Origin of the sequence: Streptomyces sp. NPDC048484, from assembly GCF_040651415.1 — a bacterium.
Lineage (GTDB): Bacteria > Actinomycetota > Actinomycetes > Streptomycetales > Streptomycetaceae > Streptomyces.
On the sequence record NZ_JBEZJY010000046.1, the window covers coordinates 1 to 19,889 of the forward strand.

Here is a 19,889-nt window from a genome sequence, read left to right on the forward strand (position 1 = left end):
AACCCCACGAAGGAGCGGAACAACACACACCGCTTCGGCATAGTCGCGGTCTCCGCATAGGTCCAGCTATGCGGATATCCGCATAGGTGGACGACGTTGGCCTGCTGCCGGTCGACGGGGCCACCGCCGAAGCGTTCTACAGGATCATCGACGCCGCTTATGAACGTCACAGCATCGCGGGTGACCAGCAGCATCCATCCTTCGGGCTTCGACACGATCATGCCGAAGACCCTCACGGGCGCGAGCACCGACCGCCTCATGCACCACGCTCACCTCGTGACCACCACGGGCGACTCGCATCGCCTCGCCGAGGCCCTCGCCGTGAAGGGAGTGGTCTCCTTGAACCGCCCCCCCCCAGACGGGAACACCACTGCCCACACCCATGGTCTTCCAATGGCCATCAGCCTGGACACCAGCGGCCACTCACCTGGGTATCTCAATGGCCGCTGACAGCGTTCTCAAATCACCGGGTCCCTCGGTCTGAGGACGGCCAGCGTCTTACGGAACTCTTACGCGGCCGTTTCGGGTGCCCTCACGCACCTACGCTCGCAGGCATGTCGACCATCCGACGCATTGCCCTCGTCACCGCCGCCCCACTCGTGCTGGCTGCGGTGGGCATCGCACATCCGCACGGGCTGTCCAGATCTACAGCCGCGGACTGGGCGCACCTTCACATCGCACTGTTGCCGATTTTTCCGCTGCTCACTGTCGGCCTCCTTGTCCCCCTGTGGCATCGGCCCCGACTCGGCCTCGCGGGCTTCGCCACCGTGGCGGCCTGGGCGGGTGCCTTCGTCTACGCGGCCTTCTACACCGGCCTCGACGCGGTCGCCGGCATCGCGGCCGGAACCGCGGTCGAGCACGTCGGCGAGACAGCGAGCCTCGGACCGGTCAAGCGCCCGCTCTACGACACGGGTGAGGCGCTGGGGCAGGCCGGCGCATACGCTCTCATCGGCGCCATCGCGGCCACCGCGGTCGCGCTGCTCCCGAAGCACGGCGTCCGAGTACTTCCTGGCACGGTGGTGCTCCTGGCGGCGGGCTGGTCCTTCGTCGACAGCCACATCTTCTGGCCGCGCGGCGTTTGGACGATGCTCGGCTTCGCCCTGGGCTTCGCTCTGCTCGCCTGGGGGACAGCGGGGCGCGACCGCTTCGGCGAAGCCGGCGTGCTGTCCCGCCGCCCAGCGGACGATCACGAGACCGGAGAGTGACCGTGCCGCGGCTCCTGCCGAACAGGTGCTGGACATCTACCGATCCGGCATCGTGGAGGGCAACGCGACCGCCGGGACCGAGCCCCGGGCTGTGGCCGCCTACAACATGACTCTGCTGCACAGCCGTCGCCTCGGCGCCACAGGGAGCGGGCGGACATGTCCTCGGCCGGATCACCGTTCCACGCGACTTCGCCCGCTGCAGGAAGCCGATGCGACCAGAAGGGGCATGCGCAGGTCACTACGGTGTGGCAGCCGCTGATCGTACGCCCCGGGCTGCTGGCATGGGCTGCCGGTACCTCTCAGCGGTCTGTGTCAGCTGTCGTCCTGGACGCCGAGGGCGTGGTCTGCTTGGTGGCGGTACGGACTGGCTGGTCGGCCAGGGCAACAGTCGCCTTGGCTCGGACGGCTGCGGTCGCCAGGTATCCGCAGCCGATGACACTCAGTGGACTCGGTGCTGTGGGCTTGTGGTTGTCGCGGTCGTTGGGCCTGCTCATGCTCGACTCCTCGTGGTTGTGCCACGCCATTCGGGCCGGTGGCGAGGGGCCAGGCTTGCCGGTTCAGGAGCCTGAGTGGAGTCGGTTGGTCATCGTGTCAACATCTCGTAAGAAACTGGTTGGTACGCCTCCCGCTTCAACTACGTTGACCGCCCCGTGCATGGCCACCATGCACGGGGCCCGAGTGAACGAGCCCCTGCGGTTCTTTACCGGTCAACTCGCCACGAGGCAGGCGAAGATCGGTACACGGTGGCGACGCCTGCCTGCCGGCCGCCAGACCCTGCTCACCCTCGCGCACCTGCGGTGCGGTGCGATCTCCCACAGTCCATCCGGAACGATCCAACTCCAAGTTCCCCGCCCGGCTGGACTCTTCTGGCGATCGAAGTGAGGGGCGCACGCCACGAGGTGTCAGCTCGGGGGAGGCGTGCCCGGGCGGATCAGGCCGCTTTCGTAGGCGAGAATGACCAACTGGGCTCGGCTATGAACGCCGAGTTTCGTCATGGTCCGGTTGACGTGGGTCTTCGCGGTAAGTGTGGACACGTACAGCTGGCTGGCGATGTCTTCGTTCGGCAGTCCGGTTGCGACCAAGGCGAGGACCTCGCGTTCCCGGTCGGTCAGTACGTCCAGCGCCGTCTTGGGGATCGGCGGGCGGTCGGGCTCGCTGAGGAAGCGGTTGATCAGGCTGCGGGTGGCGCCCGGCGACAGCAGCGCTTCGCCTGCAGCCACGGTGCGGATGGCGGCGAGAAGGTCGTCGGGTTCGACACCCTTGTTCAGAAATCCGCTTGCGCCCGCGCGCAGGGCGAGGAGCACGTTCTCGTCCAGCTCGAAGGTGGTGAGGATGAGGACCCGTACTCCGGCGAGTGACTCGTCGCGGGTGATGGCTTTTGTGGCTTCGAGCCCGTCCATGACGGGCATCCGGATGTCCATCAGGACGACGTCGGCGCGGGCGCTGCGCACCAGGTTGACGGCCTCGCGGCCATTGCCGGCCTGGCCGACCACCTCCAGATCGTTCGCGGACTCGATCAAGGCGTGGAAACCTGCCCGGATGAGGGCCTGGTCGTCGGCCAGTACGACGCGGATCGTCATCGAACTGCTCCTGACTGGTTCGGCGCGGGCAGGAAGGCATGTACCGCGAAGGTGTCGCCGGCAACTGGTCCTGCCTGGAGGGTTCCGCCGAGAGCTGCGGCGCGTTCGTGCATGCCGATTAGCCCGTGCCCGGTCCCACCGCTAAAGACGTCGACTGGCGTGGTGTGGGGGGTGGTGACCTTGATGGTCAAGCCTGCACGGGTGTACGAGAGGTGCAGTTCCACGACGGCACCGGTGGCGTGTTTGTGAGCGTTGGTCAGGGACTCCTGGATGATGCGGTACGCGGCGAGGTCGGCCGCCACAGGTAGCAGGCGGGGCTGTCCCTCTTGGCGGTAACGCACCTGCAGGCCGACCGCAGCCACGGTGTCGAGCAGGTCGGGCACACGGGATAGGCCGGGGGCCGGCCTGGTGGACTCGTCGGGGTCGTCATGTTGCCGCAGCACGGCGAGGACCGTGCCGAGTTCCTCGACGGCGGTGCCGGCGGCGTCCCGAACGTGCCCCAGCGCGGTCTCTGCTTGTTCGGGTTTGCTGTGCATCAGGTGTTTCGCCACGCCGGACTGCACACTGATCAGGGCGAGATGGTGGGCCACGACGTCGTGCAACTCCCGTGCAATGCGCAACCGTTCCTCCATCACCCGTCGGTGTGCCTCCTCCTCGCGGGACTGCTCGGCCCGGCGCGCACGTTCCTCCACGGCCACCAAGTACGCCCTCCGGGTCCGTAGTGCGTCGCCCAGCGCGACGGCCATTCCGACACCGGCGAAGAGACCGAGATCACCGCGTTCCCACCACGCGGCACCCGGCCACTCCGGGCCCGGCCACACGAGACTCGCACCGTAGAGCAGGACCGCAGCTGAACCGCCGAACAGCCACGCCGTCCGGCGAGGAAAGGTGTCTGCCACGGTGTACGTAGCGATCGCGGCAGTCACAGTCTGAGCGGCCCGCGCCTCGCCTGCCGCGATGGTGATGGCCGTAGCCACCACTGTAAGGACCAGTACCACGCGCGGCCAACGCCGCCGCACTGCGATGAACCCGACGATGGCGACCGCTGCCACACCGTCCCATATATGCAGATCGCGACCCGGGTGCCGGCTTTCTGGCTTGCCGTCCCAGACGGCGAGCAGATAGACCAGCGCGAGAAGCACACCGATGATCACGTCCATGGCCTGGGGGTACCGTGCGGCCAGAGCCGCGATGCGCTGGTGAGCGACAACCGGATATGCCATGACCAGGACGCTACGGGATCGTCGGCGCTGCTCGCGTCGTATGGCGGCGGTAGCCATCGACCATCGTTGCTACCACGGCCGTGGTACGGAGTCCTCGCCACTGGACGAGGGTGGCAGAGGCGAACCTGTCCTCTGAGCGCACGTTGCAAAGAAGCCGGGACGCGGTCAAGGTCGATACCTGGACGGCGGAAGCCGGTCGAGGAGCTTGCACACTCGCCAAGTCTGCTGCGGTCGAGGAGTGCGCGGTCTGGCCCACGCTTCCGAAGGATGACCAGTCTCGATACGGCAGTGGCCATCGCCGCGGCTCTAACGTGAGGCGGCGCCTGAAACTGCAGCATCTACTGCAGTTGTGGTACTCCGCATTGTCCATGGATGGAGGACGCGGAGCCCGCTCCCACTACGGGATCGTGGAGCTGTGACCGAGTCGACGAACTCATCAACGGTTCGTCTGCACGGCCACCGCTGATTCCCTCGCTCCGGCCATGATCGGCCCGGCGACCTCGACGACGGCTCGCTGGTGCCCGGGGCCAACTTTCGGACGATCCCGGGCTGCTCGCGTCAGGCATCGAGTCATTCATTCGTCCACTACCAAGGAGCATCCTATGAACCGGCCAACGGCCACCACCGAAGGCGGCGTGCGCGCGAACGCTGGCAACATCTCGCTCTGGGTCCTCCAGATCACCCTTGGCGCGCTGTTCGTCGTCAACTTCGGCCCGGGCAAGCTGCTGGGTAGTGAGGAGAGCGTGGAGATCTTCGCAGACATTGGCGTCGGCCAGTGGCTGCGTTATTCGACAGGCATCTTGGAAGTAGCAGGTGGCCTCGGTCTGCTCGTCCCGCGCTTGTCAGGGCTTGCCGCGCTCGGGCTTGTCGGCGTCATGGCTGGCGCCGTGATCACCGACGTGTTCATCGTTGATGAAAGCCCGATCGCCCCACTCACCTTCATGGTCATCGCAGGGGTTATCGCGTGGTTCCGTCGGGACCGTTCACTCGCCCTGATCCAGCAATTGCGCGCTACGCGCTCACACGCCGGGAGCTGAGCCCGCGCTCCTTCGAACGTCCACGGGTCGGATCGTGTTGGGTGATCAGTGAACTGCCTGGGCTCCGCCGAACGCATGTTGACCTGCAGATTTCAGCGAAAGGTTCTACTCGTATATTGCGAGCCGTGATCGGTGGGCATCACTGCCCCGGCCAGGCTCCCGCGGGTCCGTTCTGGGCAGGAGTGAGCGCGTTGTCCGGCTGGATGCCGGCCTCGTCGTGCGCCGCCCAGAACCCGCGCAGGCGTTCGGCCCCGGTGTAGAGCGAGGGCGGATTGCCGAGGAAGGCGATGCGGGTGTGTCCCTCGGCCAGGAGGCAAGCGGTGGTCTCGCGGGCCCTGTGGAAGTCTTCGACCAGCACACAGTCGGCGTCGAGTCCGGCGGGTGTCCGTGCGGCGAGTACGACCGGTACGTGCCGCATGGCGGCGGCCAGGTGCTGCTGCCGGCTTCCGGCGGGGACGACGATGAGCCCTTCGACCTGGCGGTCGACGAGGCCGTCGATAAGGCCGGGTTCCCGTTCGACCTGCTCGGCGGAGTTGCTGAGCAGCATCCGGAAGCCGTACTCGGTGGCGACTTCCTGAACGCCGAGCGCGAGACCCGAGTAGAACGGATTGGCGAGGTTGGTGACGACGAGGCCGATCATCCCGCTGCCGCCCAGGCGCAGGCTGCGCGCGGTCTCGTTGCGCCGGTATCCGAGTCGGTCCACCGCGGCGAAGACCCGCTCGCGGGTGGCTTCGGACACGCCGGGATCGTTCTTGAGTACGCGGGAGACGGTCATGGCACCGACCTGTGCCAGCTTCCCGACGTCATGCATGGTCGGCCCGCCGCCTCGACGAGCGGTCATGCCCGTTCCCCCTTCTCCAGCGGCCTGGGTCGGCCGACCTTGCACTGGCCTCGGACCGGTTGTCATGAAGCGCTCGCTGCGCCGTGTACCCAGTGGGCGGCCCCGATCAGCGGTGCCTCCTCAGGCTGCCGGGCCGGCAGAACTCGTACAGCCGCGCTGCCGGTTCGAGCCGACCCCTGGGTGAATGCGGGCTGGATCAAGTTCCACGACTGGGCCATGGAGCCGCCGACGACCACCGCGGTGGCCTCGATGCGGTCGATCCACGGAGCCAGGACCCGGACGAGGGCGTCGAAAGCGTAGCGGAATGCCTCCGAGGCGGCGGGGTCGCCGTGTTCGGCCAGCGCCGCGATCTCGTGGACGGCCGGGAGGGCGGGTTCTTCCGGAGGGGCGAGCTGGTTCAGGGGAGCCGTGAGCCTGGCGTAGTGGAGGCGGATGGCACGGCGCGAGACCGTTTCCTCCAGCGGCGCGCCGTCGATGCGCAACCGGTGCACATGGCCGCCGGGCGGCACCTGGGGATCGTCGTGCACGGGCAGGCCGCCGCGCGGGAAGGAGGAGCCGATGCCCGTGCCCAGCGTCAGGCACACCGCACGGTCGTGTCCTTGGGCCGCGCCGACCCGGTACTCGCCGAGGGCGAACGCGTCGGCGTCGTTGAGGAAGCACAGGCGCCCGGCCCGGTCTGCCAGCCGCTGACGCAGTCCGGCGCCCACGTCCACGTCGGACAAGGATTCGAACTTCCCGATACCCGTGAAACGGCCTATCCCGGTGTCGTAGTCGAAGGGGCCCGGCATCGCCACGCCCCAGGACGAGCTGTGACCGGTCGGCAGTTGCAGGGCTGCCAGGCCGATGGCGTCCAGGATGCCGTCGGCGTCCGCATGCGCGCCAAGAGGCTTGCGGGTCACCGAGGACGGGACCGGGTGGCTGGTCGCGGGGTCGACGAGCGCGGCGGTGACGTGCGTACCACCGACGTCCAGGACGGGGACCGGCTCGGCGATCAGCTGGCGGCGCGCACCGCCGCCGTCACCAGCCATCCGCTGGTGCCAGTCCGCGCCCGCGCCGAAACCCGGGCCGAACCACCGGCACAGACACGGTTCCTGACCCTGGACCACCCCCAGGTACGGCTCGTGGGCCCTGACCGTCCCGAGCAAGGGACGGCCCGGAGCCGTGTGGATCTCGGCTCAGCCGTCGTGGGCGTGTACGAGTGAGTCGCCGTGGTGTCTGGTGTCAGTCCGGCGATTCTGCGCGCCGTATGTGAGAAGCGGCCGCCGGGGCTCCGGAGAATCCCAGGTCAGGACGTTCGGTCCGGCACGGGCCCCTGCTTGACGGCAGGACTCACAAAGAACTCACCGAACGACGGGCTCCCGAGAGCGCCGGCCGTGTCGGCTCAGGTCGAGCGCCACAATCCTAAGAATCCGATAAAATGCTGCACGCACTCCACGATAGTGATGTCTCTCGTGCACGAAAGGACCGATGGCTCGGCATGCGGGACTCCCCCTTTGACGAACTCGACATCGCCATCGTGGACGCCGTGCGCTCGGCCCCGCGCGTGAGCTGGCGCAATCTGGCGCCAGTGCTGGGCGTGGATCCGGCAACCATCAGCCGTCGTTGGTCTCGCATGCACTCCGAGGGGGTCGCATGGGTCACGGCCCACCCTGCAGGGAGCGCGACACCTGCCTGTGCGCTGGTGGAGATCACCTGTGTCCCGGGGCGATCGGGCACCGTGGCGGACGTCCTCGCCGCCGACATCGAGGCTGCCACCGTCAAGTTGACCTCTGGTGCACGGAATGTCGTGGTGCTGGCGCAGGCCCCGGACTTCGAGGCTCTCTCGGGCTACCTCCTCGACCGGGTGGAGCACGTCCCCGGGGTCACATCCCTGCACAGCCACATCGTCACGCGGTCGGCCCTGGAGGCCAGTCGGTGGCGTGAAGGCGCACTCAACGAGGACCAGCGCCGGCAACTGCGTACCGACGCCGGGACCCGACCGGATCACGCCACCGCCCTCCAGGCCCCCGACCATGGCATCATCCGGGCGCTGAACATCGATGGACGCATGTCGTTCGAGCGGATCGCCGCACAGGTCGATCTCAGTCCCGTCGCCGTGCGGCGCCGGTTGACACGGCTGGAAGAGGCGGGACTCATCATCTTCCGCTGTGACACCTCGCGTCTCATCTCGGGACATGCCATCGGCGCCGTCTACTTCGGGTCACTCGACGCCCACGAACTCGAGGAGGCCGAGGGGCGGATCCGTACGCTGCCGGGGGTTCGGGCGTGCAGCATCGTGGCCGGTCCTCACAACGTCATCATCGACGCCTGGCTGCGGTCGACGGCGGAGACGCACGACCTGGAGCGGAAGATGAGACAGGTCCTGCCCGCACTGCGGATTCAGGACCGGTCGCTGGTCCTTCGTACGATCAAACTGCTCGGCCGCGTCCTGGACTCAGAGGGAAGGTCGGTGCGCTCCGTGCCGCTGCTGGCCGAGGACTCCGCAGCCGAGCATCGGTGACGCCGGCTCCCTGGTCGAACCGCCCGGCGGTGCACCGGGGTGTCGAGCCTCGTCGCATCAGATGAACCCGGTGCGGGGAGCGGTGACCTCGATCGTGTCCTTCACCAGGGCGAGCGCGGCCCCCAGCGGACTTGAGCGTCCCCCGCTCACGGTCACGTCGCCCGCGTCCGGGCAGCCGAACACCACTGCCTTTTCCGGCCCGTCGAGCGCGTGCAGGGGGTCGCCCGGCCGCGTCTCCTCCAGCCGGACCCGGACGAAGTAGGGCTGGTCCACGGATGCACCGACGACGGCTCGCAGTCGGCGATCCCGGGACACCGCGCTCAGGGCCTCACCGGCGGTGCCCTCGATCACCGGCTGCGTCTCCACGCGTACCAGCGCCGGATCCCATCCCCAGGCCAGCGCGGCCAGCAGTCGCACCTTCGTGGCGGCATCCTCGCCGGACAGGTCGGCCGAGGGGTCCGCTTCCGCGATTCCCCGGCGCTGCGCCTCGCGGATCGCGTCACTCAACGAATCGGCCTGGGCAAGGCGGTCGAGGACGAACGTGACGGTGCCGTTCGGGCAGGCCCGAATCGTCGCGCAGCCCATCCCACGCAACGCCGTTCTCGACAGGTCTCCCGCCGGCAGGGCCGCCCCCGTCGCCCCGGAAATCCTGATCATGACACCGAGTCCGCGGGCCGCTTCGTCGAGTTCTCGCCAGTGGCTGAGCAGATGGCTCTTGGTGGCCGTGACCACGTGGACCCCTTGGCGCAGCGCCTCGACGGCCTCCTTCGCGGCCTGCTGCCGGAGTTCGGGCGAGGACGGGATCGCCTGGACGAACACGCGGGCAGCGGTCTGTTCGAGCGTCTCTTCCAGGGAGACGAGCGGGCCCCATGCCGAGCGTGGCGGTACGGGCTCACTGCCGCGCAGCCAACACTGCGCCGAACTGGCACGGATGGCACGGACCCTCGGCCGTACTCCGTGTTGGCGCGCGAGCTTGTCCCCCTGTCTGGCCAGGTGGTTCACGAAGGCCTGGCCGACCGGCCCGTAGCCGGAAAGCACCACATCAGCCTGACTCACTTCTCCCATGAACCTTTGCTCCGTCTCGTCCATGCGGGCCTTCATGCCTTCCGGGTCCGCAGCGCCTGGATGTTGGTCAGCTCGTGGACCCCCCACTTTCCCAGCTCGCGTCCGTAGCCGCTGGCTTTGATGCCGCCGGTGGGCAGGCGCGGGTCGGTCGCGGAGATCGTGTTGATGAACACCGATCCGGCGTGGATCCTGTCGGTCACGGACGAGGCGTGATCGTGGTCCGTGCTCCACACGCTGCTGCTCAGCCCGTAGCGCGAGGAGTTCGCAAGGGCGATGAGCTCTTCGTCGTCCGCGCCGGTCGTGAGCGCGCCGAGCGGACCGAACGTCTCCTCGGTGAGGAGGACCGAGCCGTTCCCGTCCACTTCGACGATCGACGGCGAGAACCACGCGCCCTGAGCGGATTCGGGCGCATCGGCCTGCGCGATCACACGGCCGCCGGCCGCCAGGGCCCGGGCACGTTGCTCACTCAGGCAGTCACGCAGATCCTGGCGCGCGAGCGGGCCGACCTCGGTCGTCTCCTCCGCCGGGTCGCCGACTCTCAAGTCGCGGACGTGCGGCACCAGTTCGTGCACGAACGCGTCATGCACATCGCGATGGACGAGTATCCGCTTCGCCGCGATACAGCTCTGCCCGTTGTTGAGGAATCGGGACTTGACAGCGGCGGCGGCCGCGGCGGGGACATCGGCGTCGGCGAGGACGACGAACGGGTCGGATCCCCCGAGCTCCAGCACACACTTCTTGAGCGCGGCGCCCGCACGCGAGGCGACGAGCGCACCCACGCGATCGCTGCCGGTGAAGGTGACGGCGGCGACCCGGCTGTCCTCGATGATGTCCGATGCCGTCGGCCCGTCGACGACGATGGCCTGCAGGACGCCCGCGCCGAAGGCCTCCTGGAACACGTCCTCGACCGCCATCGCACTTCCGGTGACGGATTCGGCGTGCTTGAGGACGACGGTGTTACCCGCCGCGATCGCGGGAAGCATCGCCCGGATCACCTGCCACCACGGGTAGTTCCACGGGAGGATCGCGAACACGACCCCGATCGGCACGACCCGGACCATCGCGGTGTCGCCGTCGATGTCGAAGGTGTCCGGCCACAGGATCTCGGGCAGTTCCCCGGCGTAGTAGCGGCACGCGGTGACGCACTTGTCGATCTCGGCGCGCGCCTGCCTGATCGGCTTCCCCATCTCCAGGGTGATCAGCGCCGCCAGCGGCTCCCGCCGCTCCAGCAGGACGTCGCCGAGCCGGCCGATCGCCGCGACGCGGTCCTCCACACGGGACCGGGGCCACGGCGAGGCCGACGCGTCGTCGAGCACCCGGTCGATGGCTTCGGGAGTCGTGTACGGGTAGAAGCCCAGCTCGTAGCCTGTCGTGGGGTTGACCACGACGATGCCGCCGTCCCTTCCCGTCATGCCGCGACCGCCGATGCGTGGACCTCGCGAATCCAGCGGGTGAAACGATCCGTGACCAGAACCGGGTCGATCAGCAGCTTCTCGATGCCTGCCGCGTTTCCTGCCTCGATCCGGGCATGCAGAAACGCCGGGCCCCGCACCGTGAGCAGCTCCCCGAAGGCGGCCTTCAAGCCGTCGACGGTGTCCGTCGATCGCGTGGTCCATCCCACGGCGGCCGCGAACCGCCCCAGGTCGATCTTCGACGAGTAGGTCGGCAGGTCGCCGGTCGACCCGTACACGCCGTTGTCGAGAAGGACGAGGAGCAGGTTGTCCGGAGCCAGGTATCCGCCCGTCGGGAGGACGTTCGGGTTCATCAGCAGCGACCCGTCGCCCTCGATGCCGACGACCTTCGGTGCGGAGGGGGCCATGCTGAGGGCCAGTCCGGTCGCCACCGATCCGACGAGGCCCATCGCGTCGAGGAGGTAGAGGTGGTTGTCGCTGTCCTTGACCGAGGCCAGCTCGCGACTCGTCGCCGCGCACGTCACGACCACGGGATGCCGGCCCGTCAGGTCCGCGAGGGCCTGGAGTGCTTCGATGCGTTTCATCAGGCAGCCTTCCCGTCGGTGTTCCAGAACGACCCGAGGACCACTACCGGGCGATACGTCATGACGGCGTGCACACCGGCCTCCTTCACGGTGTCGTACCAGTCCTCGGCGCTGCTCCTGCGGTCCAGTTCGACGACGGGGAGCCCGACCGTGCGCAGCAGGGCGGGTACGGGCTGGCTGATGGAGTGGATCATCGAGTTGTACTCGCCGAGGCTCCCGCGGGTGTTCGCGAAGACGAGCAACGGCAGATGGTAGGAGAGCGTGAACGTCGTGAGTGCCGTGAGCGCGTTGCCGAAACCGTTGTCCTGCATGACGACGGCGCCGAGTACGCCGGTGAACGCGACCGCCCCCATGACGCCGATCGCCTCTTCTTCCCGCGAGAGCGGTGTGACACGCGGCGAGACGCCGTCCGTGCCGCCGTCGGTCGCGACCAACGAGTTGACGACCGGTGCCACGCTCACGGAGGGGATGTACCCGACCCGCGCGGTGCCTGCCGCCCAGATGCCGTCGGCGACGGCTTTCGCATACGTCATGTGCGTGTGGTTCCTTTCAGGTGGGGAGGGTGAGCGCGCGGGCGAGGACGGGCGGGTCGATGTTGCCGCCCGACAGGACAGCGACCGCCCGCCCGTACTTCCCCGGCTCGGCGAGGTAGGCGGCGACGCTCAGTGCGCCGCTGGGTTCGGCGACGAGGTGAGCACGACGCGCCAGGGTGCCCACGGCAGCGAGGATGTCGTCCTCGTCCACCGTGACGATCTCGTCGACCGTCGCCTGGATGATCGGGAAGGTGATCTCGCCCACGACAGGCGTCCGCGTTCCGTCGGCGATCGTGCGATACGTCGCCTGCGCGTCCCACGCGATCCGGCGCCCGTCGGCGAGCGAGTCGCGCGCGTCCGCGGCCAGGGAGGGCTCCACGCCGACCACCCGGGTTCGGGGGGACAAGGCCTTCACGGCGACACCCACTCCCGAGATGAGTCCGCCGCCTCCGATCGGCACGAGCACCGTGTTGATGTCGGACAGGTCTTCGAGTACCTCGACGGCGAGCGTCCCCTGACCGGAGATCACGTCGGCATGGTCGAAGGGGGGAATCAGCGTCATCCCCCGCTCCGCCCCCACGGCTTCGGCGACAATCTCTCGTCGGGCGCCGGGGGCCATGATGACCTCGGCGCCCAGGGCTCTGGTGGCCTCCACCTTGACGGGCATGGCCTCCTGCGGCATGACGATCACCGCCGTGACGCCTGCCGCTCGGGCTGCCCACGCGACTGCCTGACCGTGGTTGCCGCTCGAATGCGTGACCACACCGCGGGCCCTGACGTCCGGATCGAGGCGTCTGATCGCGTTGACGGCGCCCCGCAGTTTGAAGGCGCCGATCGGCTGGAGGTTCTCGGCCTTCAGCCAGAGGTCGCCCGGCGCCCACGAAGCGGGCAACAGCGGGGTCCGCACCACGTCCTCGGCGATCCGTACATGCGCTGCGCGGATGTCGCCGACGGATACTGCGAGGTCAGACACTGTTCCTACCGCGTGTCATGAGGGAGTTGGGCATTCAGGCCCCGTCTCGGGCGGCGATGGCGTCGAACTCGACCCGGGCCCTGTAGGGCAGTTCGGCGACGGCGATGCACGTGCGGGCCGGCAGGGGCTCGACAAGCGCCTCCTGATAGATCGCGTCCATGACGTTGCGGTCGTCCATGGAGGCCAGATAGACCGTGATCTTCACGAGATGCCGCAGCTCCAGGCCCACCGAGGCCAGCTTGCTCTGGAGATTGGCCAGGGCCTGTCGTGTCTCGTGGGCGATGCCGCCCTCCACGATGTCGCCGTCGGCGATGCCCAGCTGCCCCGAGATGTAGACGAGTCCGGCCTCGGTCGCCCGCACGGGACTGTACGGATGCCGCGCCCCTGAGGGACTTGTCGGTGCGAGGTTCGTCATGCTCCTGCTCCTGGCTGGGGTTCTGCGGGGACGTCCGCGTGGCCTCGCAACTTCCGTACCAGGAAGGCCATCGGGATGGCGGCGAGGACGAACGTGCAGCCCGCGACGGCGATGTACGTGTGCACGCCGGTCGACGAGTTGACCGTGTCTCCGTCGACGACGATTTCGTTGGCCGCGAGGATCGCCGATCCGATGAAGCTCATCGTCACCGAACCGACGGCGACCATCACCATGACCATGCTGGAGACGGTGCCCTGCCGCTCCGGCGGCGCGAGGACGGACGCGAGGTTGAATCCGGAGGTGACCAACGAGCCTGCCGTCATGCTCAGCAGGAACGAGCAGGTCACGGCGATCGGAAGGCTGTCGGCGCCGGCCGAGAACATCACGAAGGAGGCGATCGTTCCGAGAGCCACGCCCACGGCCAAGGGCCGGGCTGGGCCCACGCGGGTGGCGATCGCGCCCGCCACGATGCCGCCGAGCATGATCCCGATCGATGGGATGCCGAACATCAGGCCGAGCGCTCCGGGGCCGTTGATGCCGTATCCGAGGCCCTCGTCGGGAGAGACGTCGATCAGCAGGCTGAAGAGCTGGAGCATGCTCCGATAGGCGCCCGTGCCCATCACGACGACGAGGAGACCGAGTCCGAGGACCGCTGAGATGCCACGGATGTCGATCACGGGCTCCGGGATACGGCTCAGGACGAGGTACCAGACTGTCAGCGCGGCCAGCCCACCGATGAGGATGGCGAGCGGGGCGATCCTCAGCCAGCCGAATTCCTGGCCGAGGCTGATGTAGGCGAGAACGGCCGCGAGGCCGCCGCCGAGTGTGAGCGCCCCGGCGACGTCGACCTTGCCCGGCGTGCGGTTGCGAGAGTTCGGGATCACGAGGTGGACGCAGAGCGCGGCCACTCCCGCGAACACCGCGGAGACCACGAAGACGAACTTCCAGCCGAACGCCTCGGTGGCGAAGTCCAGGATGAAAGGGGAGACGATCCCGAAGACGGCCGAGCCCGAGGTGACGATGCCTGTCACCACCATGGCGAACTTGGGCGCGCAGATGTCGCGGATGATGGCGACGGAGAGGAACAGGCCTGCGATCGCGGCGCCCTGCAGGGCGCGTCCGAGGACGAAGACACTGATGTGGGGCGCGAGGAGACACACGACTCCGCCGAGGCCGGCGACCATCAGTGTGATCACGAGCACTTTGCGTTTGCCGTAGATGTCGGCGCTCTTGCCGAGCAGTGGTGCCCAGGTGGCTCCCGCCAGCATCGCGCTGGAATCGATCCACGCGAACTGATTGGTGTCGAAGGCGTCGCTCAGCTCCGGAAGCACGAAGGTGGGCGAGGCGAGCACAGTGTCGACCATGACGTTCACCAGGATGAGGATGGCGACACAGCCGACGACCGGCTTGGTCCAGCCGGTGTTCAGTTCGGTCGCCGGCTCGTCTCTGGTGAGGCTGGGACTCATGTCTTGCATGAGCGGCTCCTTTCCACTGCGGATCGCCCCAGGCGGCTGTGCCGGGGTAGGGCGGAGAGGGACGTGCAGACGAGATTCACGGGCGTGCCACGGCGTGCAGGCTTCTCTGTCCAGGTGCCGAGGACAGGTCCTGTGGCGAACCGGAGTCGGCGAGCGTGCACTTGCGGACGATTCCCTGTTGGGCGACGAGGGTGATGTTCTCGGGTGCCGACAGCGCACCGATGTCCCGCAGCGGATCTTCGGCGCAGAGGACGAGGTCCGCGGCGTATCCGAGGCGCAGTGTCCCGAGTGTGTCCGCCACTCCGAGGAGCCGGGCACTGTTGGATGTCGCCGCGCGGATGGCGTCGATCGGCGACATGCCCAGTTCCACGAGGCACGACAGCTCGAACGGGTTCTGCCCGTGCGGGGTGATGCCGGCATCGGTGCCCACCGCGATGTTCACCTTCCGCGCGATGGCCGCGGCGATGTTCTCCTTGGTCCGCTCGTTCCAGCGAAGCTTCTTCTCGTAGCGCCACGGCGCGGTCTTCCGCGGGTCCAGCGGCTGGAAGGCGGTCGACAGGGTCGGTACGAGGAAGGCACCCCTCTCTCCGATGAGGTCGCATCCTTCGTCATCGATGCCGAACCCGTGCTCGATCGACGTGACACCGCAGCGGATCGCGGCGAGGATGCCGGCCCGCCCCTGTGCGTGTGCGGCGACCGGGCGTCCTCGGTGGCGATGTCCCTCGTCCACGACCGCCGTGATCTCCTCGTCGAGCAGGTCCTGGTCGTCGGGATCGTCGTGGGCGCTGCTGATCCCGCCACTTGTGCAGATCTTGATGACGTCGGCGCCGGAGCGCAGCATCCGTCGCGCTGCCTTCCGTGCGCCCACCACGTCGTCCGCGATCTCGCAGTAGTCGAGGCCGAGGCTTCTTCCGCCGGGGAAGGTGTCGTCGGAGTGTCCGCCGGTGTGGCTGATCACGCCGACCGATGTCTGCAGGCGTGGGCCGGTGATCAGTCCCGATGCGACGGCGTCGCGGAATCCGGCGGGAAGTCCACCGAGGTCTCGAGCTGATGTGATTCCGGCGTCGAGCGTCCGGCGCAGACGTTCAGTCGTCTGGAGAACACCCAGGACGGGGTCCGTCAGAAAGGCGGTTTCCAGGATCGACCGGTCGGAGGCCACACCGAGGTGGGTGTGGCAGTCGAACAGTCCGGGGAGGAGTGTTCCGCCCCGACCGTCGATCGCCCTGACACCGGGGATCGGCTCGGGCGCCTGTGCCGCCGGTCCGGCGTAGGTGATCCAGCCGTTGTCGTTGGCGTCCAGCACAGCATCGTCCACTGCCTCTGTGCTGACACCGTCAATGAGCCGCACGTTGCTTATCCGCAACGCAGCTCCATCGTTGAGTCCCACGCGCCGACCTGCCCTCATTGGCTTTCCATGACAGCCGTCACGCTAGAGCGACCCTGAGATTCAGCCTGAAAAATGCATGAAATCTGCCTGAGGTGCTGGGTTGCTGCATGAAAGCACCTATGGATGGCTCACTCGACCTCACGATCATTGATGCGCTGCGGGCGTTCCCGGCATCAGGGGCCGCTCCCCCACGGGCGCCACTCCCGCGTGCGCGCCGTCGAGGAAACGACTCGGCGCCGCCTGCCGTGCCGGAGGGCTGGTCAGCGGTACGCCCGCAGGAACACATCGACACCGTCGACGATGATCGCCAGAATCTCCGGCTCTCCGCCCTCGGTGTCCGCCCGGACGTCGAGTGCCTCCAGCGCGAGACTGATGGTGAGGGCCGTGAAGTGGCGTGCGGCGAGGCCGGGATCCGCGGCCCGGATCTCACCGTCGGCGACCAGCGTGGCGAAGCGCTCCTCCAGCATCCGTTCGGGGCGGTCGCGCGTGGCCTCGGCCAGCTGCGGTACCGCCCATCGCTGCGAGGTCAGTCGCCGGAAGGTCACGTAGTCGGACGACGGAAAGGCCTGCGTGACCACTCGTTGCCCGAACGCCGTCAAGGCTTCGCGCAGGTCACGCCCCCGAGCCAGCTCCTCGTCGATCGCGGAGCGAATGGTGTCGGCCACTGCGTCGTGGGCACGCTCGGTCACCCGCAGAAAGATCGTTGCCTTGTCGCCGAAGTGGTCGTAGACGGTCCGCTTCGATACCTGCGCCCGACCTGCGATGGCGTCGACACTCGCCCGCTCATAGCCCTCCGCGAGAAACAACGCTTCCGCGGCTTCCAGGATCGCCGCCCTCTTGCCTTCGGAACGCCGCCGGCGCCCGGGAGTCTGAACCGCCGCGATAGCCCTCGACATGGGCTCAGCGTACAGTCGACTCCTAAAAGCACACTCATGAGTGTACTTTGTGACTCGGGCCGACGCGTGTGGTCGGCCGGTCCACCCTGGCGTCGCCCGAACTCGAAACACCGAGGGGCGGCCGCCCACTACGTGGAGGTACTGACATGGCTTTCCATCCGGCCGATCACTGGGAGGGCTACCTTGCTCCGCCCAACTTCGAGGACTACTCGGCCAGGTACGCGAACTTCTTCCGGATGCGGCGCGAGGACGGCATCATCGAGGTCCGCCTGCACACGGACGACGGCCCGTACGCGCACACCCACGCCGCACACAATGTCTGGACGCGTGTGTGGCAGGAGATCGGCAACGATCCCGAGAACCAGGTACTGATCATCACCGGCACCGGTGACCGGTGGATGACCGGCAACCCCAAGGGGATGAACCCCAAACCCGCCTCCGACCTGGATCCCGACCACATCCACCAGCGGATGACGGACGGCTGGAAACTCATCGAGAGTTTCACCAACAACATCGACATTCCGACCATCGCGGCCGTCAACGGCCCCGGCGTGCACACCGAGTTCGCCATGATGAGCGACGTGACACTCGCGGCGCCGGACGCCGACTTCATGGACCCGCACTTCTGGCTCGGTTCCCCTCCCGGGGACGGTCAGTACATGGCGCTCCAAGCCCTGATGGGTCCCAAGCGCGCCGCGTACTACATCTATGCCGCCAAGTCGATCCCGGCGGACAAGGCCCTCGAGTGGGGCATCGTCAGCGACGTACTCCCCCGCGAGGAGCTCCTCGATCGGTCCTGGGAACTCGCACGGTTCATCATGAAGCGGCCGCGCTACACGCGGTGGGCCACCCACAACATCGTGTCGCGGCACTGGAAGAAGACGGTGGCCGAGGACTTCGGCTTCCACATGGCGCACCAGATGCTCGCCAACGTCGCCAGCAAGTCCCGGGTGCCCGACCCGGAACTGCTCGCCGACTCCGAGGCCCGCAAGCTGTTCTGACGACATCTCGACATCTCGACAGGTCGGTCCGGCTCCCGGCTTCCGGCTTCCGGCTTCCGGCTTCCGGCTTCCGGCTTCCGGCTTCCGGCTTCCGGCTTCCGGCTTCCGCATGGTCGAAGCCGGGCCGACCTGTTGCCTCCGACTCAGTCCCGGCACACACATCCCTTGAACGCGGAGTACGAGCTTGATCGAACGACATGAGCATCTCGGGAAACCTGTCACCGACGCGACCGCACAGCTCAGTGCCACCTCGCCTTGGCTCGTGGTGAGCACGTCGCCGACCCGCCCGGCGTCGGGCGAGTTCAACGCGGCGAGCGGCAGAGACATCCGGCGATGGATCGGTCGGCAGGTTACTGACTGGCCCGCACCGATCCCTCTCGGAGGCGAGCACCCGGACGTCCGCACGGACAGGCTGACATTCGCGCCACCGCGGCAACCGGGCCGTACAGCGCACTCGTACTACTACGAGTTCCGTTCGGACGGGTCAGTGCTCGCTGGACTGCAGGTGGGGGCACTTCAGAACAGTCCCCCGGACGGCGAACCCGTCTGGGCACTGGGCGAGGGGGCTATCGCCTGGATCACCATCGCGTTGCTGCGTCTCAACGCGGCTTTCGCCCGTCACGTCTCGGCCCTGGGCGAAGCCGCCGTGGAAGTCGCTGTCGTCTGCCCTGTCGGACCCAGCCCCACAGCGCCGATACAGGTGTGGAACAACGCCGGTGGCGCGTACGGTCCGGCAGGAAAGCGCCAGTACACCAGTGTCGGCTCCGCTCGTTCCGCCGTAGACCTGACCACGTGCCTGTCCCCCCGGCTCACTACTACCGCACGGCCGTTCCTCGTCGACCTGCTGCAGCAGTTCGGAGTCTCCGAGCCACGCCATGTCGACCCGTCCGGAGTCGTCCGGCGCCGGCACTTCACCGGCCACGACGAGTTGATTCACGCGTGGGCCGATGCGATCGGCATTCCGTCCGAGCCGTGACGGTTGGGTCGCGGTCTCCTTCACACCCCAGCCGACACCGAGTACGCGGCCGGTCTCCGGCAGGTGTAGCAGACACTCGGTTCAACCAGTCCGGTCCATCGAAGCGCCTCATGGAAGAGGTCGCACCAGGCCCACCTGGTAGGCGATGGCAACCAGCTGGGCGCGGCTGCGTGCCTCCATCTTCGTCTTGGCCCGCTGAACGTGCGTTCTGACAGTCAGTGGGCTGAGGCACGCCTCCTCGGCGATCTCGTCGTCGGATTTCCCATCCGCTACGAGAACCACCATCTCGCGCTCGCGAGGGGTGAGGTTCTCCAGGACCCGTGGGGTCGGGCCGTCGCTGCGGTCGGGCGTGGCGAGGTAGCGTGTGATGAGGGAGCGTGTGGCTGCAGGGGACAGAAGTGCGTCTCCGGAGGCCACCGTGCGAATTCCGCCGAGGAGTTCATCAGCGGTGACGTTCTTGCCGAGGAAGCCGCTGGCGCCGACGCGCAGGGCCCGGGCCACATGCTCATCGCTCTGGAACGTGGTGAGGATGAGGACGCGAGTGTTCTGCAGGTCCGTGTCGGCGCAGATGACAGAGGTCGCGGCGAGGCCGTCGGTGCCCGGCATACGGATGTCCATGAGGACGACGTCGGGGTGATGGACGCGTGTGAGGTCGACGGCTTCGGCACCGTCGGCTGCCTCCGCCACCACTTCCAGGTCGTCGCAGGAGTCGATCAGGATTCGGAATGTCGCCCGCAGGAGGGCCTGGTCGTCGGCGAGCAGTACGCGGATGGTCATCAGGGTCTT

19 protein-coding genes and 2 pseudogenes are annotated in these 19,889 nt (G+C 67.8%); 6 read left to right on the forward strand and 15 right to left on the reverse strand.

Going from position 1 to position 19,889, the window contains the following annotated elements; translation table 11 throughout:
- Nucleotides 1-86: 86 nt before the first annotated feature.
- A pseudogene (locus tag AB0D14_RS35250) lies at nt 87-345 on the forward strand (ATP-binding protein); the annotation flags it as partial.
- Between the two features lie 209 nt (nt 346-554).
- The gene (locus AB0D14_RS35255; RefSeq protein ID WP_362787185.1) at nt 555-1,205 is read left to right on the forward strand and encodes a hypothetical protein; all 651 of its coding nucleotides are present in this window, start codon (nt 555-557) and stop codon (nt 1,203-1,205) included.
- A gap of 299 nt (nt 1,206-1,504) precedes the next feature.
- Here the strand turns inward: AB0D14_RS35255 and AB0D14_RS35260 are convergent, their stop codons facing one another.
- From AB0D14_RS35260 to AB0D14_RS35270, 3 genes are all read right to left on the reverse strand, one after another.
- A complete protein-coding gene (locus AB0D14_RS35260; RefSeq protein ID WP_362787186.1) occupies nt 1,505-1,699 on the reverse strand; it encodes a hypothetical protein in 195 nt (64 codons plus the stop codon).
- A 408-nt stretch (nt 1,700-2,107) separates the two neighbouring features.
- A complete protein-coding gene (locus tag AB0D14_RS35265; RefSeq protein WP_362787187.1) occupies nt 2,108-2,785 on the reverse strand; it encodes a response regulator transcription factor in 678 nt (225 codons plus the stop codon).
- Nucleotides 2,782-4,008 (reverse strand): histidine kinase, encoded by a 1,227-nt coding sequence (locus tag AB0D14_RS35270; RefSeq protein WP_362787188.1) that lies wholly within the window; start codon nt 4,006-4,008, stop codon nt 2,782-2,784. The genes AB0D14_RS35265 and AB0D14_RS35270 overlap by 4 nt, the downstream gene beginning before the upstream one ends.
- 602 nt (nt 4,009-4,610) lie before the next feature.
- Here AB0D14_RS35270 and AB0D14_RS35275 point away from each other — a divergent pair.
- Nucleotides 4,611-5,045, forward strand: a complete 435-nt coding sequence (locus tag AB0D14_RS35275; RefSeq protein WP_362787189.1) for a DoxX family protein — start codon at nt 4,611-4,613, stop codon at nt 5,043-5,045.
- Between the two features lie 184 nt (nt 5,046-5,229).
- On the opposite strand, the pseudogene AB0D14_RS35280 reads toward AB0D14_RS35275, so the two are convergent.
- Nucleotides 5,230-5,886 (reverse strand): annotated as a pseudogene (locus tag AB0D14_RS35280) (LacI family DNA-binding transcriptional regulator); the annotation flags it as partial.
- 62 nt (nt 5,887-5,948) lie between these two features.
- On the reverse strand, nt 5,949-6,914 hold the full coding sequence (locus tag AB0D14_RS35285) for an ROK family protein (protein WP_362787190.1): 966 nt from the start codon (nt 6,912-6,914) through the stop codon (nt 5,949-5,951).
- A 449-nt stretch (nt 6,915-7,363) separates the two neighbouring features.
- On the opposite strand from AB0D14_RS35285, the gene AB0D14_RS35290 reads away from it, so the two are divergent.
- Nucleotides 7,364-8,386 (forward strand): Lrp/AsnC family transcriptional regulator, encoded by a 1,023-nt coding sequence (locus AB0D14_RS35290; RefSeq protein WP_362787191.1) that lies wholly within the window; start codon nt 7,364-7,366, stop codon nt 8,384-8,386.
- A 57-nt stretch (nt 8,387-8,443) separates the two neighbouring features.
- Here the strand turns inward: AB0D14_RS35290 and AB0D14_RS35295 are convergent, their stop codons facing one another.
- The 9 genes from AB0D14_RS35295 to AB0D14_RS35335 all read right to left on the reverse strand — a co-directional run bounded on the left by AB0D14_RS35295 (nt 8,444) and on the right by AB0D14_RS35335 (nt 17,126).
- The gene (locus tag AB0D14_RS35295; protein WP_362787192.1) at nt 8,444-9,451 is read right to left on the reverse strand and encodes a homoserine dehydrogenase; all 1,008 of its coding nucleotides are present in this window, start codon (nt 9,449-9,451) and stop codon (nt 8,444-8,446) included.
- Nucleotides 9,452-9,483: 32 nt separating this feature from the next.
- Nucleotides 9,484-10,863 (reverse strand): aldehyde dehydrogenase family protein, encoded by a 1,380-nt coding sequence (locus AB0D14_RS35300; protein WP_362787193.1) that lies wholly within the window; start codon nt 10,861-10,863, stop codon nt 9,484-9,486.
- Entirely contained in the window at nt 10,860-11,447 is a 588-nt protein-coding gene (locus AB0D14_RS35305) for a thiamine pyrophosphate-dependent enzyme (protein WP_362787194.1), read from the reverse strand. Before AB0D14_RS35305 ends, AB0D14_RS35300 begins: the two co-directional genes overlap by 4 nt.
- A complete protein-coding gene (locus AB0D14_RS35310; protein WP_362787195.1) occupies nt 11,447-11,980 on the reverse strand; it encodes a hypothetical protein in 534 nt (177 codons plus the stop codon). Before AB0D14_RS35310 ends, AB0D14_RS35305 begins: the two co-directional genes overlap by 1 nt.
- A gap of 16 nt (nt 11,981-11,996) precedes the next feature.
- A complete protein-coding gene (locus AB0D14_RS35315) occupies nt 11,997-12,953 on the reverse strand; it encodes a threonine/serine dehydratase (RefSeq protein WP_362787196.1) in 957 nt (318 codons plus the stop codon).
- 34 nt (nt 12,954-12,987) lie between these two features.
- Nucleotides 12,988-13,368 carry a RidA family protein gene (locus AB0D14_RS35320; protein WP_362787197.1) on the reverse strand — a complete coding sequence of 127 codons (381 nt, stop codon included), beginning with the start codon at nt 13,366-13,368 and terminating at the stop codon, nt 12,988-12,990.
- Nucleotides 13,365-14,843 (reverse strand): MFS transporter, encoded by a 1,479-nt coding sequence (locus AB0D14_RS35325; protein ID WP_362787198.1) that lies wholly within the window; start codon nt 14,841-14,843, stop codon nt 13,365-13,367. The genes AB0D14_RS35320 and AB0D14_RS35325 overlap by 4 nt, the downstream gene beginning before the upstream one ends.
- A gap of 76 nt (nt 14,844-14,919) precedes the next feature.
- A complete protein-coding gene (locus tag AB0D14_RS35330) occupies nt 14,920-16,158 on the reverse strand; it encodes an amidohydrolase family protein (protein ID WP_362787199.1) in 1,239 nt (412 codons plus the stop codon).
- A 332-nt stretch (nt 16,159-16,490) separates the two neighbouring features.
- Nucleotides 16,491-17,126, reverse strand: coding sequence for a TetR/AcrR family transcriptional regulator (locus tag AB0D14_RS35335; RefSeq protein ID WP_362787200.1), 636 nt, complete (start codon nt 17,124-17,126; stop codon nt 16,491-16,493).
- A gap of 146 nt (nt 17,127-17,272) precedes the next feature.
- Here AB0D14_RS35335 and AB0D14_RS35340 point away from each other — a divergent pair, with 146 nt between their 5' ends.
- The gene (locus tag AB0D14_RS35340; protein ID WP_362787201.1) at nt 17,273-18,127 is read left to right on the forward strand and encodes an enoyl-CoA hydratase/isomerase family protein; all 855 of its coding nucleotides are present in this window, start codon (nt 17,273-17,275) and stop codon (nt 18,125-18,127) included.
- A 505-nt stretch (nt 18,128-18,632) separates the two neighbouring features.
- Nucleotides 18,633-19,103: a hypothetical protein gene (locus AB0D14_RS35345; protein ID WP_362787202.1), complete on the forward strand. Its 471-nt coding sequence runs from the start codon at nt 18,633-18,635 to the stop codon at nt 19,101-19,103.
- A 108-nt stretch (nt 19,104-19,211) separates the two neighbouring features.
- Here AB0D14_RS35345 and AB0D14_RS35350 read toward each other — a convergent pair whose 3' ends face one another.
- Nucleotides 19,212-19,880: a response regulator transcription factor gene (locus AB0D14_RS35350; protein ID WP_362787203.1), complete on the reverse strand. Its 669-nt coding sequence runs from the start codon at nt 19,878-19,880 to the stop codon at nt 19,212-19,214.
- Nucleotides 19,881-19,889 lie beyond the last annotated feature (9 nt).

Excerpts from the sequence above, each read along its gene's own strand:
- AB0D14_RS35255 (WP_362787185.1), top strand. The coding sequence starts at position 555 with ATGTCGACCATCCGACGCATTGCCCTCGTCACCGCCGCCCCACTCGTG.
- AB0D14_RS35260 (WP_362787186.1), bottom strand. The coding sequence starts at position 1,699 with ATGAGCAGGCCCAACGACCGCGACAACCACAAGCCCACAGCACCGAGT.
- AB0D14_RS35265 (WP_362787187.1), bottom strand. The coding sequence starts at position 2,785 with ATGACGATCCGCGTCGTACTGGCCGACGACCAGGCCCTCATCCGGGCA.
- AB0D14_RS35270 (WP_362787188.1), bottom strand. The coding sequence starts at position 4,008 with ATGGCATATCCGGTTGTCGCTCACCAGCGCATCGCGGCTCTGGCCGCA.
- AB0D14_RS35275 (WP_362787189.1), top strand. The coding sequence starts at position 4,611 with ATGAACCGGCCAACGGCCACCACCGAAGGCGGCGTGCGCGCGAACGCT.
- AB0D14_RS35285 (WP_362787190.1), bottom strand. The coding sequence starts at position 6,914 with ATGGCTGGTGACGGCGGCGGTGCGCGCCGCCAGCTGATCGCCGAGCCG.
- AB0D14_RS35290 (WP_362787191.1), top strand. The coding sequence starts at position 7,364 with ATGCGGGACTCCCCCTTTGACGAACTCGACATCGCCATCGTGGACGCC.
- AB0D14_RS35295 (WP_362787192.1), bottom strand. The coding sequence starts at position 9,451 with ATGGGAGAAGTGAGTCAGGCTGATGTGGTGCTTTCCGGCTACGGGCCG.
- AB0D14_RS35300 (WP_362787193.1), bottom strand. The coding sequence starts at position 10,863 with ATGACGGGAAGGGACGGCGGCATCGTCGTGGTCAACCCCACGACAGGC.
- AB0D14_RS35305 (WP_362787194.1), bottom strand. The coding sequence starts at position 11,447 with ATGAAACGCATCGAAGCACTCCAGGCCCTCGCGGACCTGACGGGCCGG.
- AB0D14_RS35310 (WP_362787195.1), bottom strand. The coding sequence starts at position 11,980 with ATGACGTATGCGAAAGCCGTCGCCGACGGCATCTGGGCGGCAGGCACC.
- AB0D14_RS35320 (WP_362787197.1), bottom strand. The coding sequence starts at position 13,368 with ATGACGAACCTCGCACCGACAAGTCCCTCAGGGGCGCGGCATCCGTAC.
- AB0D14_RS35325 (WP_362787198.1), bottom strand. The coding sequence starts at position 14,843 with ATGCAAGACATGAGTCCCAGCCTCACCAGAGACGAGCCGGCGACCGAA.
- AB0D14_RS35335 (WP_362787200.1), bottom strand. The coding sequence starts at position 17,126 with ATGTCGAGGGCTATCGCGGCGGTTCAGACTCCCGGGCGCCGGCGGCGT.
- AB0D14_RS35340 (WP_362787201.1), top strand. The coding sequence starts at position 17,273 with ATGGCTTTCCATCCGGCCGATCACTGGGAGGGCTACCTTGCTCCGCCC.
- AB0D14_RS35350 (WP_362787203.1), bottom strand. The coding sequence starts at position 19,880 with ATGACCATCCGCGTACTGCTCGCCGACGACCAGGCCCTCCTGCGGGCG.